The organism is Actinoplanes sp. NPDC051405, assembly GCF_055586185.1.
Genome location: NZ_JBVJIR010000004.1, coordinates 130,892 through 146,508 on the forward strand (window position 1 = coordinate 130,892; position 15,617 = coordinate 146,508).

17 protein-coding genes are annotated in these 15,617 nt (G+C 72.8%); 10 read left to right on the forward strand and 7 right to left on the reverse strand.

The window, feature by feature from the left end:
- Complete coding sequence (locus ACZ6S4_RS11060) at window positions 1-813, forward strand: formylglycine-generating enzyme family protein (RefSeq protein WP_465474760.1); 813 nt, start codon at window positions 1-3, stop codon at window positions 811-813.
- Here the strand turns inward: ACZ6S4_RS11060 and ACZ6S4_RS11065 are convergent.
- Complete coding sequence (locus ACZ6S4_RS11065) at window positions 749-1,711, reverse strand: Bug family tripartite tricarboxylate transporter substrate binding protein (RefSeq protein ID WP_465474761.1); 963 nt, start codon at window positions 1,709-1,711, stop codon at window positions 749-751. The genes ACZ6S4_RS11060 and ACZ6S4_RS11065 overlap by 65 nt on opposite strands.
- A 47-nt stretch (window positions 1,712-1,758) precedes the next feature.
- On the opposite strand from ACZ6S4_RS11065, the gene ACZ6S4_RS11070 reads away from it, so the two are divergent.
- Window positions 1,759-3,321, forward strand: coding sequence for a sensor histidine kinase (locus ACZ6S4_RS11070; protein ID WP_465474762.1), 1,563 nt, complete (start codon window positions 1,759-1,761; stop codon window positions 3,319-3,321).
- Complete coding sequence (locus ACZ6S4_RS11075; protein WP_360829781.1) at window positions 3,318-3,989, forward strand: response regulator; 672 nt, start codon at window positions 3,318-3,320, stop codon at window positions 3,987-3,989. Before ACZ6S4_RS11070 ends, ACZ6S4_RS11075 begins: the two co-directional genes overlap by 4 nt.
- Before the next feature lie 7 nt (window positions 3,990-3,996).
- On the opposite strand, the gene ACZ6S4_RS11080 is transcribed toward ACZ6S4_RS11075, so the two are convergent.
- Window positions 3,997-4,704 carry a lytic polysaccharide monooxygenase auxiliary activity family 9 protein gene (locus ACZ6S4_RS11080; RefSeq protein ID WP_465474763.1) on the reverse strand — a complete coding sequence of 236 codons (708 nt, stop codon included), beginning with the start codon at window positions 4,702-4,704 and terminating at the stop codon, window positions 3,997-3,999.
- A 177-nt stretch (window positions 4,705-4,881) separates the two neighbouring features.
- Window positions 4,882-5,883 (reverse strand): LacI family DNA-binding transcriptional regulator, encoded by a 1,002-nt coding sequence (locus tag ACZ6S4_RS11085; protein ID WP_465474764.1) that lies wholly within the window; start codon window positions 5,881-5,883, stop codon window positions 4,882-4,884.
- 81 nt (window positions 5,884-5,964) lie between these two features.
- Between ACZ6S4_RS11085 and ACZ6S4_RS11090 the strand changes: the two genes are divergently transcribed.
- From ACZ6S4_RS11090 to ACZ6S4_RS11100, 3 genes are read left to right on the forward strand one after another with little or no spacing between them, the layout of a single operon-like run.
- Window positions 5,965-6,978: a Gfo/Idh/MocA family oxidoreductase gene (locus ACZ6S4_RS11090; protein ID WP_465474765.1), complete on the forward strand. Its 1,014-nt coding sequence runs from the start codon at window positions 5,965-5,967 to the stop codon at window positions 6,976-6,978.
- On the forward strand, window positions 6,975-7,751 hold the full coding sequence (locus ACZ6S4_RS11095; protein ID WP_465474766.1) for a TIM barrel protein: 777 nt from the start codon (window positions 6,975-6,977) through the stop codon (window positions 7,749-7,751). Before ACZ6S4_RS11090 ends, ACZ6S4_RS11095 begins: the two co-directional genes overlap by 4 nt.
- 30 nt (window positions 7,752-7,781) lie before the next feature.
- A complete protein-coding gene (locus ACZ6S4_RS11100) occupies window positions 7,782-8,273 on the forward strand; it encodes a hypothetical protein (protein ID WP_465474767.1) in 492 nt (163 codons plus the stop codon).
- Here the strand turns inward: ACZ6S4_RS11100 and ACZ6S4_RS11105 are convergent.
- The 4 genes from ACZ6S4_RS11105 to ACZ6S4_RS11120 all read right to left on the reverse strand — a co-directional run bounded on the left by ACZ6S4_RS11105 (window position 8,270) and on the right by ACZ6S4_RS11120 (window position 12,698).
- Window positions 8,270-9,823 (reverse strand): tripartite tricarboxylate transporter permease, encoded by a 1,554-nt coding sequence (locus tag ACZ6S4_RS11105; protein ID WP_465474768.1) that lies wholly within the window; start codon window positions 9,821-9,823, stop codon window positions 8,270-8,272. The genes ACZ6S4_RS11100 and ACZ6S4_RS11105 overlap by 4 nt on opposite strands.
- The gene (locus ACZ6S4_RS11110) at window positions 9,820-10,305 is read right to left on the reverse strand and encodes a tripartite tricarboxylate transporter TctB family protein (protein ID WP_465474769.1); all 486 of its coding nucleotides are present in this window, start codon (window positions 10,303-10,305) and stop codon (window positions 9,820-9,822) included. The genes ACZ6S4_RS11105 and ACZ6S4_RS11110 overlap by 4 nt, the downstream gene beginning before the upstream one ends.
- A complete protein-coding gene (locus ACZ6S4_RS11115) occupies window positions 10,306-11,340 on the reverse strand; it encodes a Bug family tripartite tricarboxylate transporter substrate binding protein (RefSeq protein WP_465474770.1) in 1,035 nt (344 codons plus the stop codon).
- Between the two features lie 530 nt (window positions 11,341-11,870).
- Window positions 11,871-12,698 carry an endonuclease/exonuclease/phosphatase family protein gene (locus ACZ6S4_RS11120; protein ID WP_465474771.1) on the reverse strand — a complete coding sequence of 276 codons (828 nt, stop codon included), beginning with the start codon at window positions 12,696-12,698 and terminating at the stop codon, window positions 11,871-11,873.
- 41 nt (window positions 12,699-12,739) lie between these two features.
- On the opposite strand from ACZ6S4_RS11120, the gene ACZ6S4_RS11125 reads away from it, so the two are divergent.
- The 4 genes from ACZ6S4_RS11125 to ACZ6S4_RS11140 are packed head-to-tail and all read left to right on the forward strand — an operon-like array spanning window position 12,740 to window position 15,612.
- A complete protein-coding gene (locus tag ACZ6S4_RS11125) occupies window positions 12,740-13,471 on the forward strand; it encodes a prolipoprotein diacylglyceryl transferase (RefSeq protein WP_465474772.1) in 732 nt (243 codons plus the stop codon).
- Window positions 13,468-13,785: a hypothetical protein gene (locus ACZ6S4_RS11130; protein ID WP_465474773.1), complete on the forward strand. Its 318-nt coding sequence runs from the start codon at window positions 13,468-13,470 to the stop codon at window positions 13,783-13,785. Before ACZ6S4_RS11125 ends, ACZ6S4_RS11130 begins: the two co-directional genes overlap by 4 nt.
- Window positions 13,786-13,807: 22 nt before the next feature.
- Complete coding sequence (locus ACZ6S4_RS11135) at window positions 13,808-15,358, forward strand: radical SAM protein (RefSeq protein WP_465474774.1); 1,551 nt, start codon at window positions 13,808-13,810, stop codon at window positions 15,356-15,358.
- Window positions 15,355-15,612, forward strand: coding sequence for a hypothetical protein (locus tag ACZ6S4_RS11140; RefSeq protein ID WP_465474775.1), 258 nt, complete (start codon window positions 15,355-15,357; stop codon window positions 15,610-15,612). Before ACZ6S4_RS11135 ends, ACZ6S4_RS11140 begins: the two co-directional genes overlap by 4 nt.
- Window positions 15,613-15,617 lie beyond the last annotated feature (5 nt).

Below are 15,617 nucleotides of genomic sequence, written 5' to 3' on the forward strand. Positions count from 1 at the left end.
ATGTGGGCAGCGGAGATCGTTAGCGGGCGGCCGGCCTGGCGGCACACGGCGTCCGGGGTCGTGTTCCGGGAGGTGCCGGGCGGGACGTTCCGGATGGGCCTGTCGGACGCCGAGCTGGCGGCGGTACGCGGCATCCAGGAGCGCGGTGAGTTCGAGGACGACCCCGACCCGTTCTTCGAAGCCGCAGCGCAATGGCGGCCGGCTCGTGAGGTGCGGGTCGAGCCGTTCCTGATCGCGCGCCACCCGCTCACGGTGGAGCAGATACGCCACTGGCTGCCCGCCTACGAGGACGACTACGCCGACACCGACACCACCGCCGCCCGGATCGAGGACGACCTCGACGAGCTGCTCGAGGCCCTGCCGTTCCGGTTGCCCAGCGAAGCCGAGTGGGAGTACGCGGCCCGCGCCGGCACCACCACGCTGACGTTCCGCGGCGACGCCCGGCCGGGCGAGGAGCAGCTGCTCGACGACTTCGGCGACGAGCAGCGGATTGCTGCTGCGGAGAACGCCTTCGGTCTCGCCGGGATCGGCTCGGCGACCGAGCTCTGCGCCGACGCTTGGTTCCCCGACTACGCGCAGGCACCGGCGGACGCCCGGCCGCGCACCGGTGAGGGGCCGCGGACCGTGCGCGGTGGCGCCGCGGACCTGTACCCGTGGCAGGGCTGCGACGAGTGGACGCTGCTGCTGAGCGCCAGCCGGTACGAGGAAGGCGACCTCCCGGCGATCAGGCCCGTGGCCGCCGTACCGGTCAGGGGCGGTGCAGGCCGAGCCGGCGCAGCACCCCGGCCACCCGGGCGCTCTCCTCGGCGATGAAGGCGCCGAAGGCGTCGCCGGTCAGATAGGCCGCCGTCCAGCCGAAGCGGCTGCGGGCCGCGGCCCAGGGCGCCGACGTGTCCAGCTTCGCGACAGTCGCCCGCAGCGAAGCCGCATCGGCGGGGGCCAGGCCCGGCGGGGCGACGATGCCGCGCCAGTTGTTGAAGACGACGTCGAGGCCGGCGGCCCGGACCGTCGGCGCCGGCACCTGGTCGACGGTCTGTTCGCTGGTCACCGCGAGGGCCCGTAGCTGACCCGAGGTGATCTGGTCGGCGTACTCGCTCAGGCCGGACATGGCGAACGCGACCTCGCGGCCGAGGACGGCGGCGAGCAGGTCGCCACCGCCGTCGTTGCGCCGGTACGCGACCCGGGCCGGCGCCAGGCCGGCCGCCTCGGCCAGCAGCATGGTGGCCAGGTGGTCGGGTCCGCCGATCGAGGAGCCGCCACCGGCGGGGACCCCGGCCGGGTCGGCCCGCCAGGCCTCGATCAGTTCGTCGAGCGAGCCGTACGGCGAATCGCGCCGCACCACCACGATCGACGGCTCCTGCACCAGCCGGGCGATCGGCGTGGCATCCGCCAGCGTCACCTGGGCATCGGCCGCGATCTCGGCACCGATCAGTCCCAGCCCCATGAGCATGACCAGCAGGGCGTTGCCCTTCTCGTACGCCAGCCGCCGCAGCCCGACCACTCCCCCGGAGCCGGGCAGGTTGAACACCTCGACGCCGCGGGCGATGCCGGCGTCGCCGAGCGCGGTGGCCAGCACCCGGGCCGTGATGTCGTAGCCGCTGCCGGGCGGGTTCGGCACCATGATCCGCAGGTCGTCGCCCGGCCCGGCCGGCGCGGTGCACCCCGCCAGCGCGCCCGCCAGCGCGCCGCCGAGCAGGGACCGTCGTCGCATGCCGACAGTCTGGCGCAGCGCGGCCGATCGGCGCAGGATGCTGTTGCATGAGACACCGGCTCTCCCTGGCCGGTCAGTTGCTCGCCCTGCAACTGGCCATCGTCCTGCTCGTCGTCGGGGCGGTCGCCGCCGTCTCGATCGCCGAGGCCGACGCCGCGTTCCGCCGGGTCGAGGGCGAGCGGCTGCGGTCGGTCGGTGAGAACGCGGCGATCAACCGGACCGTGCGGCTGGGGCTGGGTAATCCGCTGGGCCGCGACGCCCTGGAGACGGTGGCGGAGAGTGCGCGGGCGGTGTCCGGCGCCTCGTACGTGGTGGTCGCCGACGCGGCCGGGACCGTCGTCACCGGCCCGGACGCCGGGCGGCCCGCGCCGATGGCCGGCAGCCCGGCGCTGAGCGGCCGGTCCTGGGTCGGCGTCATCGAGAACGGCAGCAAGGCCCTGGTCGCGCACGTTCCCGTGCTGGACGAGCAGGACGGCCACTTCATCGGGTTGATCATCGTGGGCCGGGCCTATCCCACCCTGACCGATCAGCTCGGCAGCGCGCTGACCAACCTGCTCACCTACCTCGTGCTGGGCGCGGCGCTGGGCGTCGGCGGCTCGCTGCTGCTCGCGCGGCGGGTGAAGCGGCAGACCCTGGGCCTGGAGCCGCGCGAGATCACCGGTCTGGTCGAGCATCGGGAGGCGATGCTGCACGGCATCAAGGAGGGCGTGATCGGCACCGACGCCGCGCACCGGGTGACCCTGGTCAACGACGAGGCGATCCGGCTGCTCGGGCTGCGCCCGGACGCGGTCGGCCGGTCGCTGCTGGAGCAGGGTTTCGAGCCGGCGCTGCTGGACGTGCTCACCGGCCGGTCGGAGGGTGTCGACCAGGTGGTGCTCAGCGACGACCGGGTGGTGGTGCTCAACCGCCAGCCGGTCGTCATGCGGGGCCGCGCCGCGGGCTCGGTGACCACCCTGCGCGACCGCACCGAGCTCACCGCGCTGCGCCGGGAGCTCGACGTCAGCCGGCACACGACCGACACCCTGCGGGCGCAGGCGCACGAGTTCGTGAACCGGCTGCACACCATCTCCGGCCTGGTCGAGCTGGGCGAGCACGAGGAGGTGGTCCGCTACATCAACCGGACCAGCGAGCTGCACGAGACCCTGGACCGCGAGGTGACCCGGGTGATCCGGGACCCGGCGCTGGCCGCGTTGCTGATCGCCAAGGCCAGCCTGGCCGCCGAGCAGGGGGTCACGCTGACCATCGCCGAGGGCACGGACCTGGCGGCGGTCGACGACCAGCTGTCGGCCGACCTGGTCACGGTGGTCGGCAACCTGGTGGACAACGCGCTCGACGCGGTGGGCCCGGGCGGGTCCATCACGGTACGGGTGACGACGATGCCGGTCGGTGAGGTGGTGGTGACGGTGACCGACTCGGGCCCCGGGGTCGGGCCGGAACTGGCCGACCGGGTGTTCCAGCAGGGCTGGAGCACCAAGGACCAGGTGGACGGCCACCACGGGCTGGGCCTGGCGATGATCCGGCTGATCTGCGTGCACCGCGGCGGCGGCGTCGAGGTGCACGGCTCGACCTTCACCGCGCGGCTGCCGCCGGCCCGGGAGGTGGTGTCGTGATCCGCGTACTGGTGGTGGACGACGACTTCATGGTGGCCAAGGTGCACCGCGGTTTTGTCGACCGGGTGCCCGGCTTCACCACGGTCGGGGTCGCGCACACCGGCGCCGACGCGCTGGCCCAGGTCGGCGCGGTGCGCCCGGACCTGGTGCTGCTGGACATCTATCTGCCCGACATCACCGGGCTGGACGTGCTGCGGCGGCTGCGGGAGAGCGGTGACGGCGGCCCGGACGTGCTTGCGGTGACGGCGGCGCGCGACGTGTCGACCGTACGCTCGGCGCTGCGCGGGGGCGTCGTGCACTACGTGCTCAAGCCGTTCGGTTTCGACGTGCTGCGTGACCGGCTGGAGCGTTACGCGGCCGTGCACGACCGGCTCGCGCTCAGCACCGACGTGGGGCAGCCCGACGTGGATCAGCTGTTCGTCACGCTGCGGATGTCCAGCGCGCCGATGCCCAAGGGGCTGACCGCGGACACCTCCCGGCTGATCGCGGACGCGATGCGCGACTGCCCGGGCGACCTGTCGGCCGAGGAGTGCGCCGAGCGGATCGGCCTTTCCCGGGTGAGCACCCGCCGCTATCTCGAGCACTTCGTCACCGCGGGAAAGGCCGAGGTCCGGCTCCGCTACGGGTCAGCGGGCCGGCCGCAACGCCGGTACCGCTGGATCGCCTAGGTCACGGCTACCCGAAGTTCACGTCCGCGCACCAGTAGTAGACCTGGTCGGCGTGCCCGGCCTCCCACACCGTGTAGACGATGTGCCGGCCGGTCAGCCCCGGTGCGCTCACCGGGATCTTCACCGACACGCCACCCAGAGCCGGGTCGGTGGTGGTCTCGCCGGCGCCGGGCGCGATCGGCCCGGTGTCCTTGAGCAGGGTCAGGTCGCTCCAGGACAGACGCTGGGTCAGCGGGTTGTACCCCTGCCGGCTGACGTAGACCCGGAAGTACTTGGCGCCGTGCCGGGCCTGGTCGTGGGCCACCACGGTGAAAGCCGACGAACTGGGGATCCGGGTGGCGGTCCAGTTGCCCGGCGTGTCCAGCGCCGAGTAGCGGGTGCCGCCGGTGTTGCCGGCGCTGCACAGCGTGCCGTTGGGGACGGCGGCCTGGTGGTTGCCCTGGACGTTCTCCCGGTAGAGACCGTTCCAGTTCCACATCGCTGTGGTGTCGGCCTGCCAGGCCTGCCAGCACATGGGGTCCACGGTGGCCATGGTCGGGTTCTGGAAGTCGCTGCCCCAGCGCTTCCAGCAACCGTAGTTGCGCGATGCGGGGTCGATCGTCGAACCGTGGGCGAACGCGCCGTCGGCCAGCGCGGTGGTGAGCAGCAGAACGGCCGCCACCAGCACGGTGAAGGTGCGGGCCACGGGTCGGGGCAGTCGGATGGTCGAGGACATGGTGCCTCCAGCACTCGATGAGGGATCGAGATGCCCGGGCACGGTCGCCGGCGGGACGGATCGCACGACGCGCGCGGGCATCGGTGGACGGTGGGCCGGGAGTTTCGCCCTCTCCCGACCGGCCACATGCTCCCGCGGCGGTCCCGCACCGAGAATTTCAGAGGCCATCCATATCTGTCAATGTATCGGCGGCCCGGTGGTGCCCCGGACGACCAGCCGGGGCGGGACGACGACCTCGCGCCGGGCCACCGCGCTCCCCTCGATCCGGTCGATCGCCCGGCGTACGGCGAGCCTGGTCATCGTGCCGGTGTCCTGCGCGATCGTGGTGAGGTCGACGTGCGCGAGCCGGGCCAGCCGGCTGTCGTCGTAGCCGACCACACTGAGGTCGCCGGGCACCTTCCGGCCGTGCCGGGCGAGGACGTCGAGGACCCCGGTGGCACAGCGGTCGTTGAAGACGGTGACGGCGGTCGGCGGGTCGTCGAGGAGCACCCGGGCCGCCGCCGCGCCCTCCTCCTCGGTGAGGCCGCCCGGAACGATCCGTGCGTACCGGTCGAGGCCGTGGGCCCGCATGGCGTCGCGGTATCCGCGGCGGCGGTCGGCTGCGCCGGGGGCGCGCCCGCCGTCGATGTGCGCGATCCTACGGTGGCCGAGCTGGACCAGGTGGTCGACGGCCTGGTGCAGCCCTTCGGCGTCGGCGGTGCGGACAACGTCCACGGCCGCGTGCCGGACGCCCCGGGCCAGCACGATCACGGGCAAGCGGGCGGCCAGCCGGACCAGGCTTGCGGTCGGCTCCTGCGGTCCGAGCAGGATGAGCGCCTCGCAGCGGTCCTGGAGCAGGCCGGCCGTTGCCTCGCGTTCGTCGCGGCCGGGCGTGACGGCACTCAGCGCCACCTCGTAGCCGGTCTCCCGGGCGGCGGTGTAGAGGTCGGTGACCAGGTCGCCGTGGAAGTCGTGCTGGATGCCGAACACGACGCCCAGCAGCCGGCTGCGGCCACTGCGCAGCAGCCGCGCCCGGCTGTCGGGGTGGTAGCCGAGCTCGTCGGCGGCCTCGAGGACCCGTCGGCGCGTCTCGGCGCCGGCTCCCGGCTCGGCGCGCATCACCAGACTCACCAACGACTTGGACACGCCGGCCCGCGCCGCCACGTCGGCCAGGGTCGCTCTCGGCTCCGCGCTGCGCACCGGCCCAGCGTAGTCGCACAGTCTGGAACGTTCCAGCTGCACCCCTTGACGCCGGCCGGTGCCGCGGCCCACTCTCGTGGCATGGAACGTTCCAGTAAAGCGGTGGGGGTCGCGCTGATCGGGTCGGGCCGGATGGGCTCGTTCCACGGCGAGACGGTGAGCCGGCGTCTGCGCAGCACCCGGCTGGTGGCGGTCGCCGACCCGGCGCCGGGCGCGGCTGAGACCCTGGCCGAATCCCTCGACGCCGACCGGGCCTACACCGACGCGGCGCAGGTGTGGGCCGACGCGGTGGTGATCGCCGCGCCCGCCCGGTTCCACGCCGGCCTGGTCGTGGCGGCGGCCGAGGCGGGCAAGCACGTGTTCTGCGAGAAGCCGATGGCCTTCACCCTGCCCGACGCCGACCGGGCCGTCGCTGCCGCCCGCGCCGCGGGGGTGGTGCTGCAGGTCGGCTTCAACCGGCGGTTCGCCCCCGACTGGCAGGCGGCGCGGGCGCTGCTGGACGCCGGCACGATCGGGACGCCGCGGCTGCTGCGGTCGCTGACCCGGGATCCGGGCGGCTTCGACCCGGCGCGCGTACCGCCGGACACGATCTTTCTCGAGACCCTGATCCATGACTTCGACACGCTGCGGTTCCTCAATCCGGGCGCCGAGGCCGTGGAGGTCTACGCGGTCGCCGACGCCCTGGTCGAGCCGGGCTGGCGGGACCGGGGGCTGCTCGACACGGCCGTGGTCACGGTGCGCTTCGACAACGGCGCGGTCGGCACGGCGGAGGCCTGCTTCGAGGCCGCCTACGGCTACGACGTCCGCGGTGAGGTGTTCGGGCCGGGCGGCACGGCCACGCTGGGCGACGGGCGGCGTACCACCATGGTCTTCTCCGGCGCCCCGGGCCGGACGGCCGAGACCGTCCGCAGCGACCAGGAACTGTTCACCGGCGCCTACACCGCGGAGCTCGCCGCGTTCGCCGATGCCGTCCGCTCCGGCACGCCGGCGCCGGTGACCGGCGAGGACGCCCGGGCCGCCCTGGCCATCGCGCTCGCCGCCGCCGCGTCGGTGGCCGGTGGGCGCCCGGTCCGCATCGACGAGGTGACCGGATGAGCGGCTACCGGCTGGCGGTCTGCGCCGAAATGGTCTTCCTCGAACTGCCCTTCGCCGACCGGGTGCGGCGCATCGCCGAGCGCGGCTTCGAGGTCGAGATGTGGAACTGGGCCGGCAAGGACCTCGAGGCGCTGACCGCGACCGGCGCGACGATCTCGTCGATGACCGGCTACCTGCGGGGCACCCTGGCCGACCCGGCCGGCGCCGACGAGCTCCTGGCCACCGCCCGGCTGTCCCTGGAGGTCGCCGAGCGGCTCGGCTGCCCGCGCCTGAACGTGCACGGCACCGGCCTGGACGACCGGGGACTTCCGGTGGTCCCGGCCGCGGTGGTGACGCCCACGATGTGGCTCACCGCCGTACGGACCCTCACCCGCCTGGCCGAGCTCGGTGAGCGCGCCGGCCGGGTGTTCACCCTGGAGAACCTCAACACCGCCGTCGACCACCCCGGCGTCCCCTTCGCCCGGGCGGCCGACACGCTGGCCCTGGTGGAGGCCGTCGGCAGTCCGCACCTGCGGATGAACCTGGACCTCTACCACGCGCAGATCGGCGAGGGGAACCTCGTCCAGCTCGTCGAGCGGGCCCTGCCGTGGATCGGCGAGCTCCAGGTCGCCGACGTGCCGGGCCGGTGCGAGCCGGGCACCGGCGAGATCCACTATCCCGCCGTCGCCACGGCCCTGCACCGGCTCGGCTACCAGGGCGTCGTCGGCCTGGAGAGCTGGGCCGCGGGCGAGGACGACCTGGCGCTGGAGCGCTTCCGCCGCGCGTTCACATAGGCGGTGTTCCGGCGCTCCTATGCTCGGCGCATGGGCAGACCCGAGCCGGACGCGTACGCAGCCGTTGCGCCGGTCCTGAGGCAGCTGGCCGGGACGCTGGAGTCCCTCGGAGCGGTGCCGCTGCCGTTGGCCCGATACCGCCGCCCGCCCGGCCGGGTCGCGCGCCTTCTGCACAGGGCGATCGGCAAGCCGCCTACAGGTGACGGCCCGCGCTACCGGGTCACCAGCGACCGGGCCTGGCCGTTGACCGACGGTGGCGACCATCGCCCCGACCTCGCCCTCGACACCAGCGGCGAGATACTGCTGGCCCACCTGCATGGCCACCAGGCCGGTACGCAGTTCCTGGAATACCCCTACTCAGCGATGAGCCGGGCATACACCAGCGTGCTCCCTGACGGGTCCGTGCGGGTCATCGTGGAACTCGCCTCCTGGGGCGGCCCGGACCGCGGCGAGTATCTCCTGGGCGACGTCGTAGCGGCGACGGTGCGCGCTTACGCGTCGAATCCCGTCTGGTACCACTAATCGTCCTCGGCGAACACCAGCTTCTTCGGCTCGTCGCGCGGGTCGCGGCCGCGCAGCCGGGCCACGATGCGCGGCAGGTACGGCACCACGAACGCCAGCACCGCACACGCGAGCAGCACCGCGGTCAGCGGCCGGGTCACGAACGTGCTCAGATCACCGTTGGCCACCAGCAGCGCCCGGCGGAACTGCACCTCCATCATCGGGCCCAGGATCAGGCCCAGGATCACCGGCGCGATCGGGAAGTCGAAGTGCCGCATCCCGAAGCCGATCACCCCGACGGCGTAGGCGATGAACACCTGGTTGACGCTGCCCGTGGCGGCGTAGACCCCGAGCGTGGCGAAGACCAGGATGCCGGCGTACAGGATGGGCCGGGGGATCTGGAGCACTTTGACCCAGACCCGGATCAGCGGCAGGTTGAGCAGCAACAGCAGCACGTTGCCGACGTAGAGCGAGGCGATCAACGCCCAGACCAGCTCGGGCGAGGTGTCGAACAACTGTGGGCCGGGCTGCAGGTTGAAGATCTGGAAAGCGGCCAGCATGACCGCGGCGGTCGCCGAGGTGGGGATGCCGAGGGTCAGCAACGGTACGAGCACACCCGAGAACGCCGCATTGTTGGCCGCCTCCGGACCGGCCACCCCCTCGATGGCACCCTTGCCGAACTCGGCCCGGTCCTTCGCCCGGTGCTTCTCGTAGGTGTACGACAGGAACGTCGGCACGTCCGCCCCGCCCGACGGCAGCGCCCCGAACGGGAAGCCCACCGCCGTCCCGCGCAGCCACGGCCCCCACGAACGCCGCCAGTCGTCGCGGGTCAGCCACCCGTGCCGCGCCGAGCCCGGCTCCAGCGGATGCACGTGCTCGGGCAGGTGCCGCAGCCGGCTGGCGACATACAGGGTCTCGCCGATCGCGAACAGGCCGACGATCACCACCACGATGTCCACACCCTCCAGCAGTTCCATCGTGCCGAAGGTGAACCGGGCCTGCCCGGTCAGCGCGTCGATCCCGACCAGGCCCAGGAACAGGCCGAAAACCAGCGACATCAGGCCGCGGACGACCGACCGGCCGACGAGCGCGGTGACCGCGACCATCGCCAGCAACGCCAGCGCGAAGTAGTCGGCCGCCCGGAACGTGGTCGCCAGCTTCGCGACCGGCTGGGCCAGCAGGCTCAGCAGCAGGGTCGAGATGGTGCCGGCCACGAACGACCCGATCGCGGCCGTGGCCAGGGCGGCTTTCGCCCTTCCGCGCCGGGCCATCTGATAGCCCTCGATCGCGGTGGCCACCGAGGCCGACTCGCCGGGGGTGTTCAGCAGGATCGAGGTGGTGGAGCCGCCGTACATGGCGCCGTAGTAGATGCCGGCGAACATGATGAACGTGCCGATCGGGTCGTCCAGGCTGAAGGTGACCGGCAGCAGCAGCGCGATCGTCAGGGCCGGGCCGATGCCGGGCAGCACGCCGACGAACGTGCCCAGGGTGACGCCGATCGCCGCGTACAGCAGGTACTGCGGGCTCAGGACGGTGCCGAAGCCGGAGAGCAGATCACCGAAGACGTTCACAGCGGAAACACCCCCGCGGGCAGGAAGATGTCGAGCAGCCGGGTGAAGGCCAGGTAGACGGCTGTCGGCAGGACCACCGCCACGATGACGTCCCGGACCAGGTGGCGGCTGCCAAGCACCCGGGAGACCACGACGACGAAGGCCGCGGCGGAGACGACGAAGCCGGCGTACTCCAGGGCGACGGCGAAGCCGACCAGGCTCGCCACCACCCCGGCCGGGCTCCACCAGCCCGGCTTCTCCTCCGGCGGCGCCTCCCGGGTGCGCAGCTGGGCGATTAGGTACGCCACGGCGACGACCACCCAGGCCGCGGACACCACCACCGGCGCGAGCCGGGGGCTGCGCAGACCCAGATCACCGTCGGCCTCCCCCAACGCCGTCCACACCAGGAACCCGCCGACGAGGACCAGCACGGCGGCGAGGACCACCCCACCGGTACGGCGGCTCGTCTCCGAGGGCCGTACCGGTGCCGCTTCGGTGGTCATCTAGCCGAGCCCGATGTCGGTGAGCACCGTGGTGATGCGCTGGTTCTCGCTGGTGAAGAACGTCGACGCGGCGTCACCGCTCTTGTAGAAGTCCTCCCAGCCCTGCTTCTGCAGCGCGGACTTCCACGACTCCGAGGAGTGCAGCCGGTCCACGAGGGCGGTCACAGCTTCCTTGGTCGGGGCGTCGATCCCGGGCGGTGCCACGACTCCGCGCCAGTTCATCAGCTCGACGTCGTACCCCTGCTCCTTGACGGTCGGAGCCGGCGACCCGCCGCCGACGTCGACGCCGGTCGCGCCGGAGACCGCGAGCGCGCGGACCTTGCCCGACGCGACCAGGTCCTTGAACTCGCTCTGGCCCGAGACGGCGGCGGTCAGGTCACCGGAGAGCAGCGCGGCCTTGGCCTCGCCGCCGCCGGAGTACGCGACGTACTTCATCGCCTTGGGGTCGGCGCCGGCCGCCTTGGCCAGCAGGCCGACCAGGATCTGGTCGGTGCCGCCGGCCGAGCCGCCGCCCCAGTTGATCGACGCCGGTGCGGCCTTGGCGTCGTCCATGAGCTGCTTGAGGTTCTTGTACTTGGAGGCGGCCGGGACGACGATGACCTCCTGCTCGGCGGTGAGCGTGGCGATCGGGGTGACCTGGTCCAGCTTCACCGGCGACTTGTTGGCCACCACGCCGCCGACCATCACCAGGCCCATGACCATCAGGTGGTGGGCGTCGCCGCGGTTCTTGGAGACCAGCTGGGCCAGCCCGATGGTGCCGGCCGCGCCGGTGACGTTGTAGACCTCGACGGGCTGCTCGACGAGCTTGCCGTCGGTCATCGCCTTCTGCATGGTGCGGGCGGTGAGATCCCAGCCGCCGCCGGGCGCGGCGGGCACCATGAGCTGCACTGTCTTGGTCGGATAGCGCACCTCGCCGGTGCTCGTCTGCCCGCCGGCGGTGTCCTTGGTGCACCCGGCCGCGGTGGCGGCCAGCAGCGCCGCGGCCATCCCCGCGGCGACGACGCGACCCGGGCGCCGCAGAACTGTGTTCTTCACGACCGCTCCTCTGTGTTGCGTACGTGTTTCAGAGATGCTGCATCGCGGGACCATCGGCGGTCATCGTTACGGACACGGTGGTCGTTGTGGTCTTTGTGGTCGCGGCGACCTCAGGGCAGCGTGAGCTCGTTCTCAGGGCAGGGTGACCTCGTGGAAGCGGGGCTTGTAGAGATCGGTGTCGGCGCTTACGTCGGCCAGCGTGGCACCGTTCCACGCGATGCTGACCAGCAGCTTGCCCGAGGCCAGCGCCTGCTCGGGGTGCAGCTGCGGCGAGTAGGTCTGGTACTTGCGGCCCTGCGGCGTGGTCCCGGCCGGCGAGCTGATGGTGACCGTGCCGGACGCTGGACACCTGCGCCGACAGGATCGGGGCGGCCTGGGCCCTGTCCGCCACCCAGGAGCCGGCCGCGTCCCGGAAGCGCCAGGCGCCCGGCGACGATCATCTGCCAGCCCGGGCGGTAGGCGCCCGTCGCGGGGTCCTCCTCCCCCAGCACGGTGACGCCGAGGACGCCACGTCGCATCATCACCGGACGCTAACATCGACGTCCGCCGAATTCCGTCCCGTGCGGTGGCGGATCGAGGACAGCCAGGGACAGCACCGCTTCGACACCGTAGTGATCGGACAGATACCCCTGCCGGCCACCCGGCAGCGTCACCGCGTCCCGCAGGACGATCCGCGCCTCGGCGGAGAGCGGCCGCCGCGGCGCCGGCCGGATCAGCACGTGGTCGAAGGCGGGCGGCGTCGGCCAGCGCTCGGTGGGCCGGTACGTCGGCGCGGTGTTCCCGGCCAGCACGTCGGTGAGCCCGGCCCGGGCCAGGAAGCCGGTGAGCGCGGCGGCGTTGCGCGGGACGTTGAAGTCGCCGACCGCCACGACCGGCAGCGCCGGGTCGAGCCGGACCAGCTCACCGGCGAGGTGTTCCAGCTCGGCGCGGGCGACCCGGGTGTAGCGGTTCGCCGGTGACCAGTCGCCGTCGCGGTTGGCGGACAGGTGGGTGTTCGCGATCGCGAGCGGGCCGGCCGGCGTCTCCAGGACGGCGAGCTGGACGCCCTTGCGCATGAGGTATTCGGGACGGGGCGGGCCGGTGCGCGGGTACCGCACGAAGCGGGCGGTCCGGATCGGCCACCGCGACAGCAGCACGAGGCCGCCCGCCAGGGGCAGGGAACCGGACCACGCGTGGTGGCCGTAGTGCCGGGCGAGGCGGCGGACCAAGGCGGCATGGCGGCGCAGCAGGACCTCCTGCAGGCAGACCACGTCGTAGGAGGACTGCTCCAGGACCGCGCCGAGGGCACGCAGCCGCGCCCGGACGTCACCACCCATCAGCGCGTTGAAGGTCAGCAGCCGCACCTCGGTCTCGGTCACGCCGGCAGACGCTACCGCCTCGGATGCTATATCGTCGTTTGGTGCATATCGGGCAAATGCCTTCGGGTACGCACGACGTCTTCGTCGCGCTCGGCCTGGCGGTCGCCGGGCTGGTCTTCGCCGCCGAGGTACGCCGGCGCGGCCGCAGCGACGAGCGGCTCTGGTACCTGGTGGCCGGGGTGCTCGTCGGCGGCGCCCTGTTCGGCCGGCTCGGCACCTGGCTGCAGCACCTGGACCTGCGGCAGAACGCGACCCTGGCCGAGCAGTGGGCGTACGGCAACCGCAGCATCCTCTCCGGCCTGGCCGGCGCGTACCTCGGGGTGCTGGTCGCCAAGCGGCTCAGCGGCTACCGGGCCAGCAGCGGCGACCTGTTCGCGCCCGCGATCGCCGCCGGCCTGGCGGTCGGGCGGATCGGGTGCCTGCTCACCGAACGGCCCGGCACGCCCACCGGCGCCGGCTGGGGCATCACCGTGGACGGCGTGCCGCGGCACCCCTCGTTCGCGTACGAGATCGCTTTTCATCTCCTCGCCCTGGCCGTGCTGATCCTGGCCCGCGACCGGATCACCCAGCCGGACGCCCTGTTCACCGGCTACCTGGCGGGTTACGCCGCGTTCCGGTTCGCGGTCGAGTTCGTCCGCGGCAACGAGGTGGTGGCCGCCGGGCTCACCCGCCCGCAACTGTTCCTGCTCGCCTGCGCTCCCCTGCTGGCCTGGCGGCTTGTCGTCCTCACCCGGCAGCACCGGACCACCCGCGCGCAGGAGGTGCCGGCATGACGCCGCCGCAGCCGATCCGGGCCGGCGCGGTCTGGGCCGGCATCGGGCTCGCGATGCTCGGGCACCTGATGTGCGCCGGTCTGGTCGCCGCCGCCATCTGGGGCGCGGGTGAGGCGGCCGACCAGGCGCTGATCGGCGGCAGCCTGCTCGGTCAGCTGGTGCTGTTCGCCGCTGTCGTCGCGGTCGGCACCGTCCTGATCGTCAAGGGCGACCGCGGCATCGGGATCGGGCTGTTCATCGGCTGGGCCGCCGGCCTGATCGTGCTGCCGCTCGTCGGGTTCGGGCTGTGCGTGGCCATGATCTCGGCCCAATGACCACATCCCGGAGGGACCACTGATGGGCACCGGCATGCCGCTGCGCGGCGACCGCATTCACCGCTACGTCAACGCGTTCTGCCCGCAATGCCACGACGAGGACCCGCAGCGCCCGCTGGCCGAGGTCGCCCGGCTCTCCGGCCGGCTCGTGGTACGCGACGAGCAGGTCTGGCTCGAGCGTGGCTGCCCGCGGCACGGCCTCGTGCGCACCCTCTACGACGAGCACCCGGCGATCCTGACCTACCTGGAGCAGTGGACCGCGCCGACCAAACAGCACGAGCCCGACCTGGCCGGCAACTTCGCCCCGGTGCCGGCCGCCTACCTGGACGGGCTCCCGGAGATGCAGACGCAGCACACCTGCATCCTGCTGACCGACCTCACCGACTCGTGCAATCTGCGCTGCCCCACGTGTTTCGCCGACTCGTCGCCGGCCCTGGACACCGTCGTCCCGCTGGCCGACGTGCTGGCCAATCTCGACGCCCGGCTGGCCCGCGAGCGGCAGCGCATCGACGTGCTCATGCTCTCCGGCGGCGAGCCCACGCTGTACCCGTACCTGGCCGAGCTGCTCGACGCGGTCGCCGCGCGGGACGTCGTGCGGATCCTGCTCAACACCAACGGGTTGCGGATCGCCCGCGACGACGCCCTGCTGGACCTGCTCACCGCCCATCGCGAACGGGTCGAGGTGTACCTGCAGTACGACGGGGTCAGTGAGCGCGCGCACCGGCAGCACCGCGGCGCCGACCTGCGGCGGGCCAAGGAACAGGCGATCGACCGGCTGGCCGGGCGCGGCATCTTCACCACGCTGACCATGACGGCCGCGCTGAACGTCAACGACGACGAGATCGGCGCGGTCGTCAAGCGGGCGCTGGACACGCCGTACGTGGGCGGGGTGTCGATCCAGCCGCAGTTCGGCTCCGGCCGTTCCGCGGCGATCGACAGCAACCGCCGGCTCACCCACACCGGGGTGCTGGCCCGGCTCGGCCCGCAGACCGGCGACCTGGTCACCTGGCGGGACCTGACCGCGCTGCCCTGCTCGCACCCGCACTGCTGCTCGGTCGGCTACCTGCTGCGCGACGACACCGGCGAGTGGCGCTCGCTGACCGCCCTGGTCGGCCACGACCGGCTGCTGTCCTTCCTGGAGCTGGCGCCCGACGCCGTCGCCAACCGGATCGCCGACACCGAGCTGCCCGCGCAGCTGCGCCGGGCGGTCCGCGACTCACTGCTCGGTCTGCTGTCGGAGCAGTCGTCACTGTCGCATCCCCGGGTCGGCGACCTGTGGCGCGACATCTGCGCCAACTGTGACCTGGGGATCGGCACACTGGCCGCGATGGCGTCGTCCAGCCTGCCCGGTGGCCGGGACCGGCTGCGCCGGATGCTGGCCGAACGGGTCAAACGGATCACCGTCAAGCCGTTCATGGACATGGCCACGATGGTGGAGGAACGGCTGCTGCAGTGCTGCGTGCACGTCGGCACCCGCAAGGACGACCGGGACCAGTGCGCGCCGTTCTGCGCCGTGCAGGCCTGGCCGCAGCTGGCCGCCCAGCGCCTGCCGCAGGCGGTGGCGCGGAGATGACCAGCAGTCCGGCCGATCCGCTGCGGCTGTGTGTCTACGCCACCGTGGCGGCGCTGGCCTGGCTGGCCGGGCCGCTGGCGGTCACCGCGTTCGCCGCGCTGGGCCTGGCCGGCTACGTGCGGGCGCGGCGGGCGGGGCTGCGCCGGTCGAAGTGTGTGCTGCGCGATGTCCGGCTGGTGGTGGCATACCTGGCCGCGCTGACCGCGGCCGGGCTGGCCGGGATCGGCTGGCAGTGCTGGAACTGGCTGACCTGAGCGGG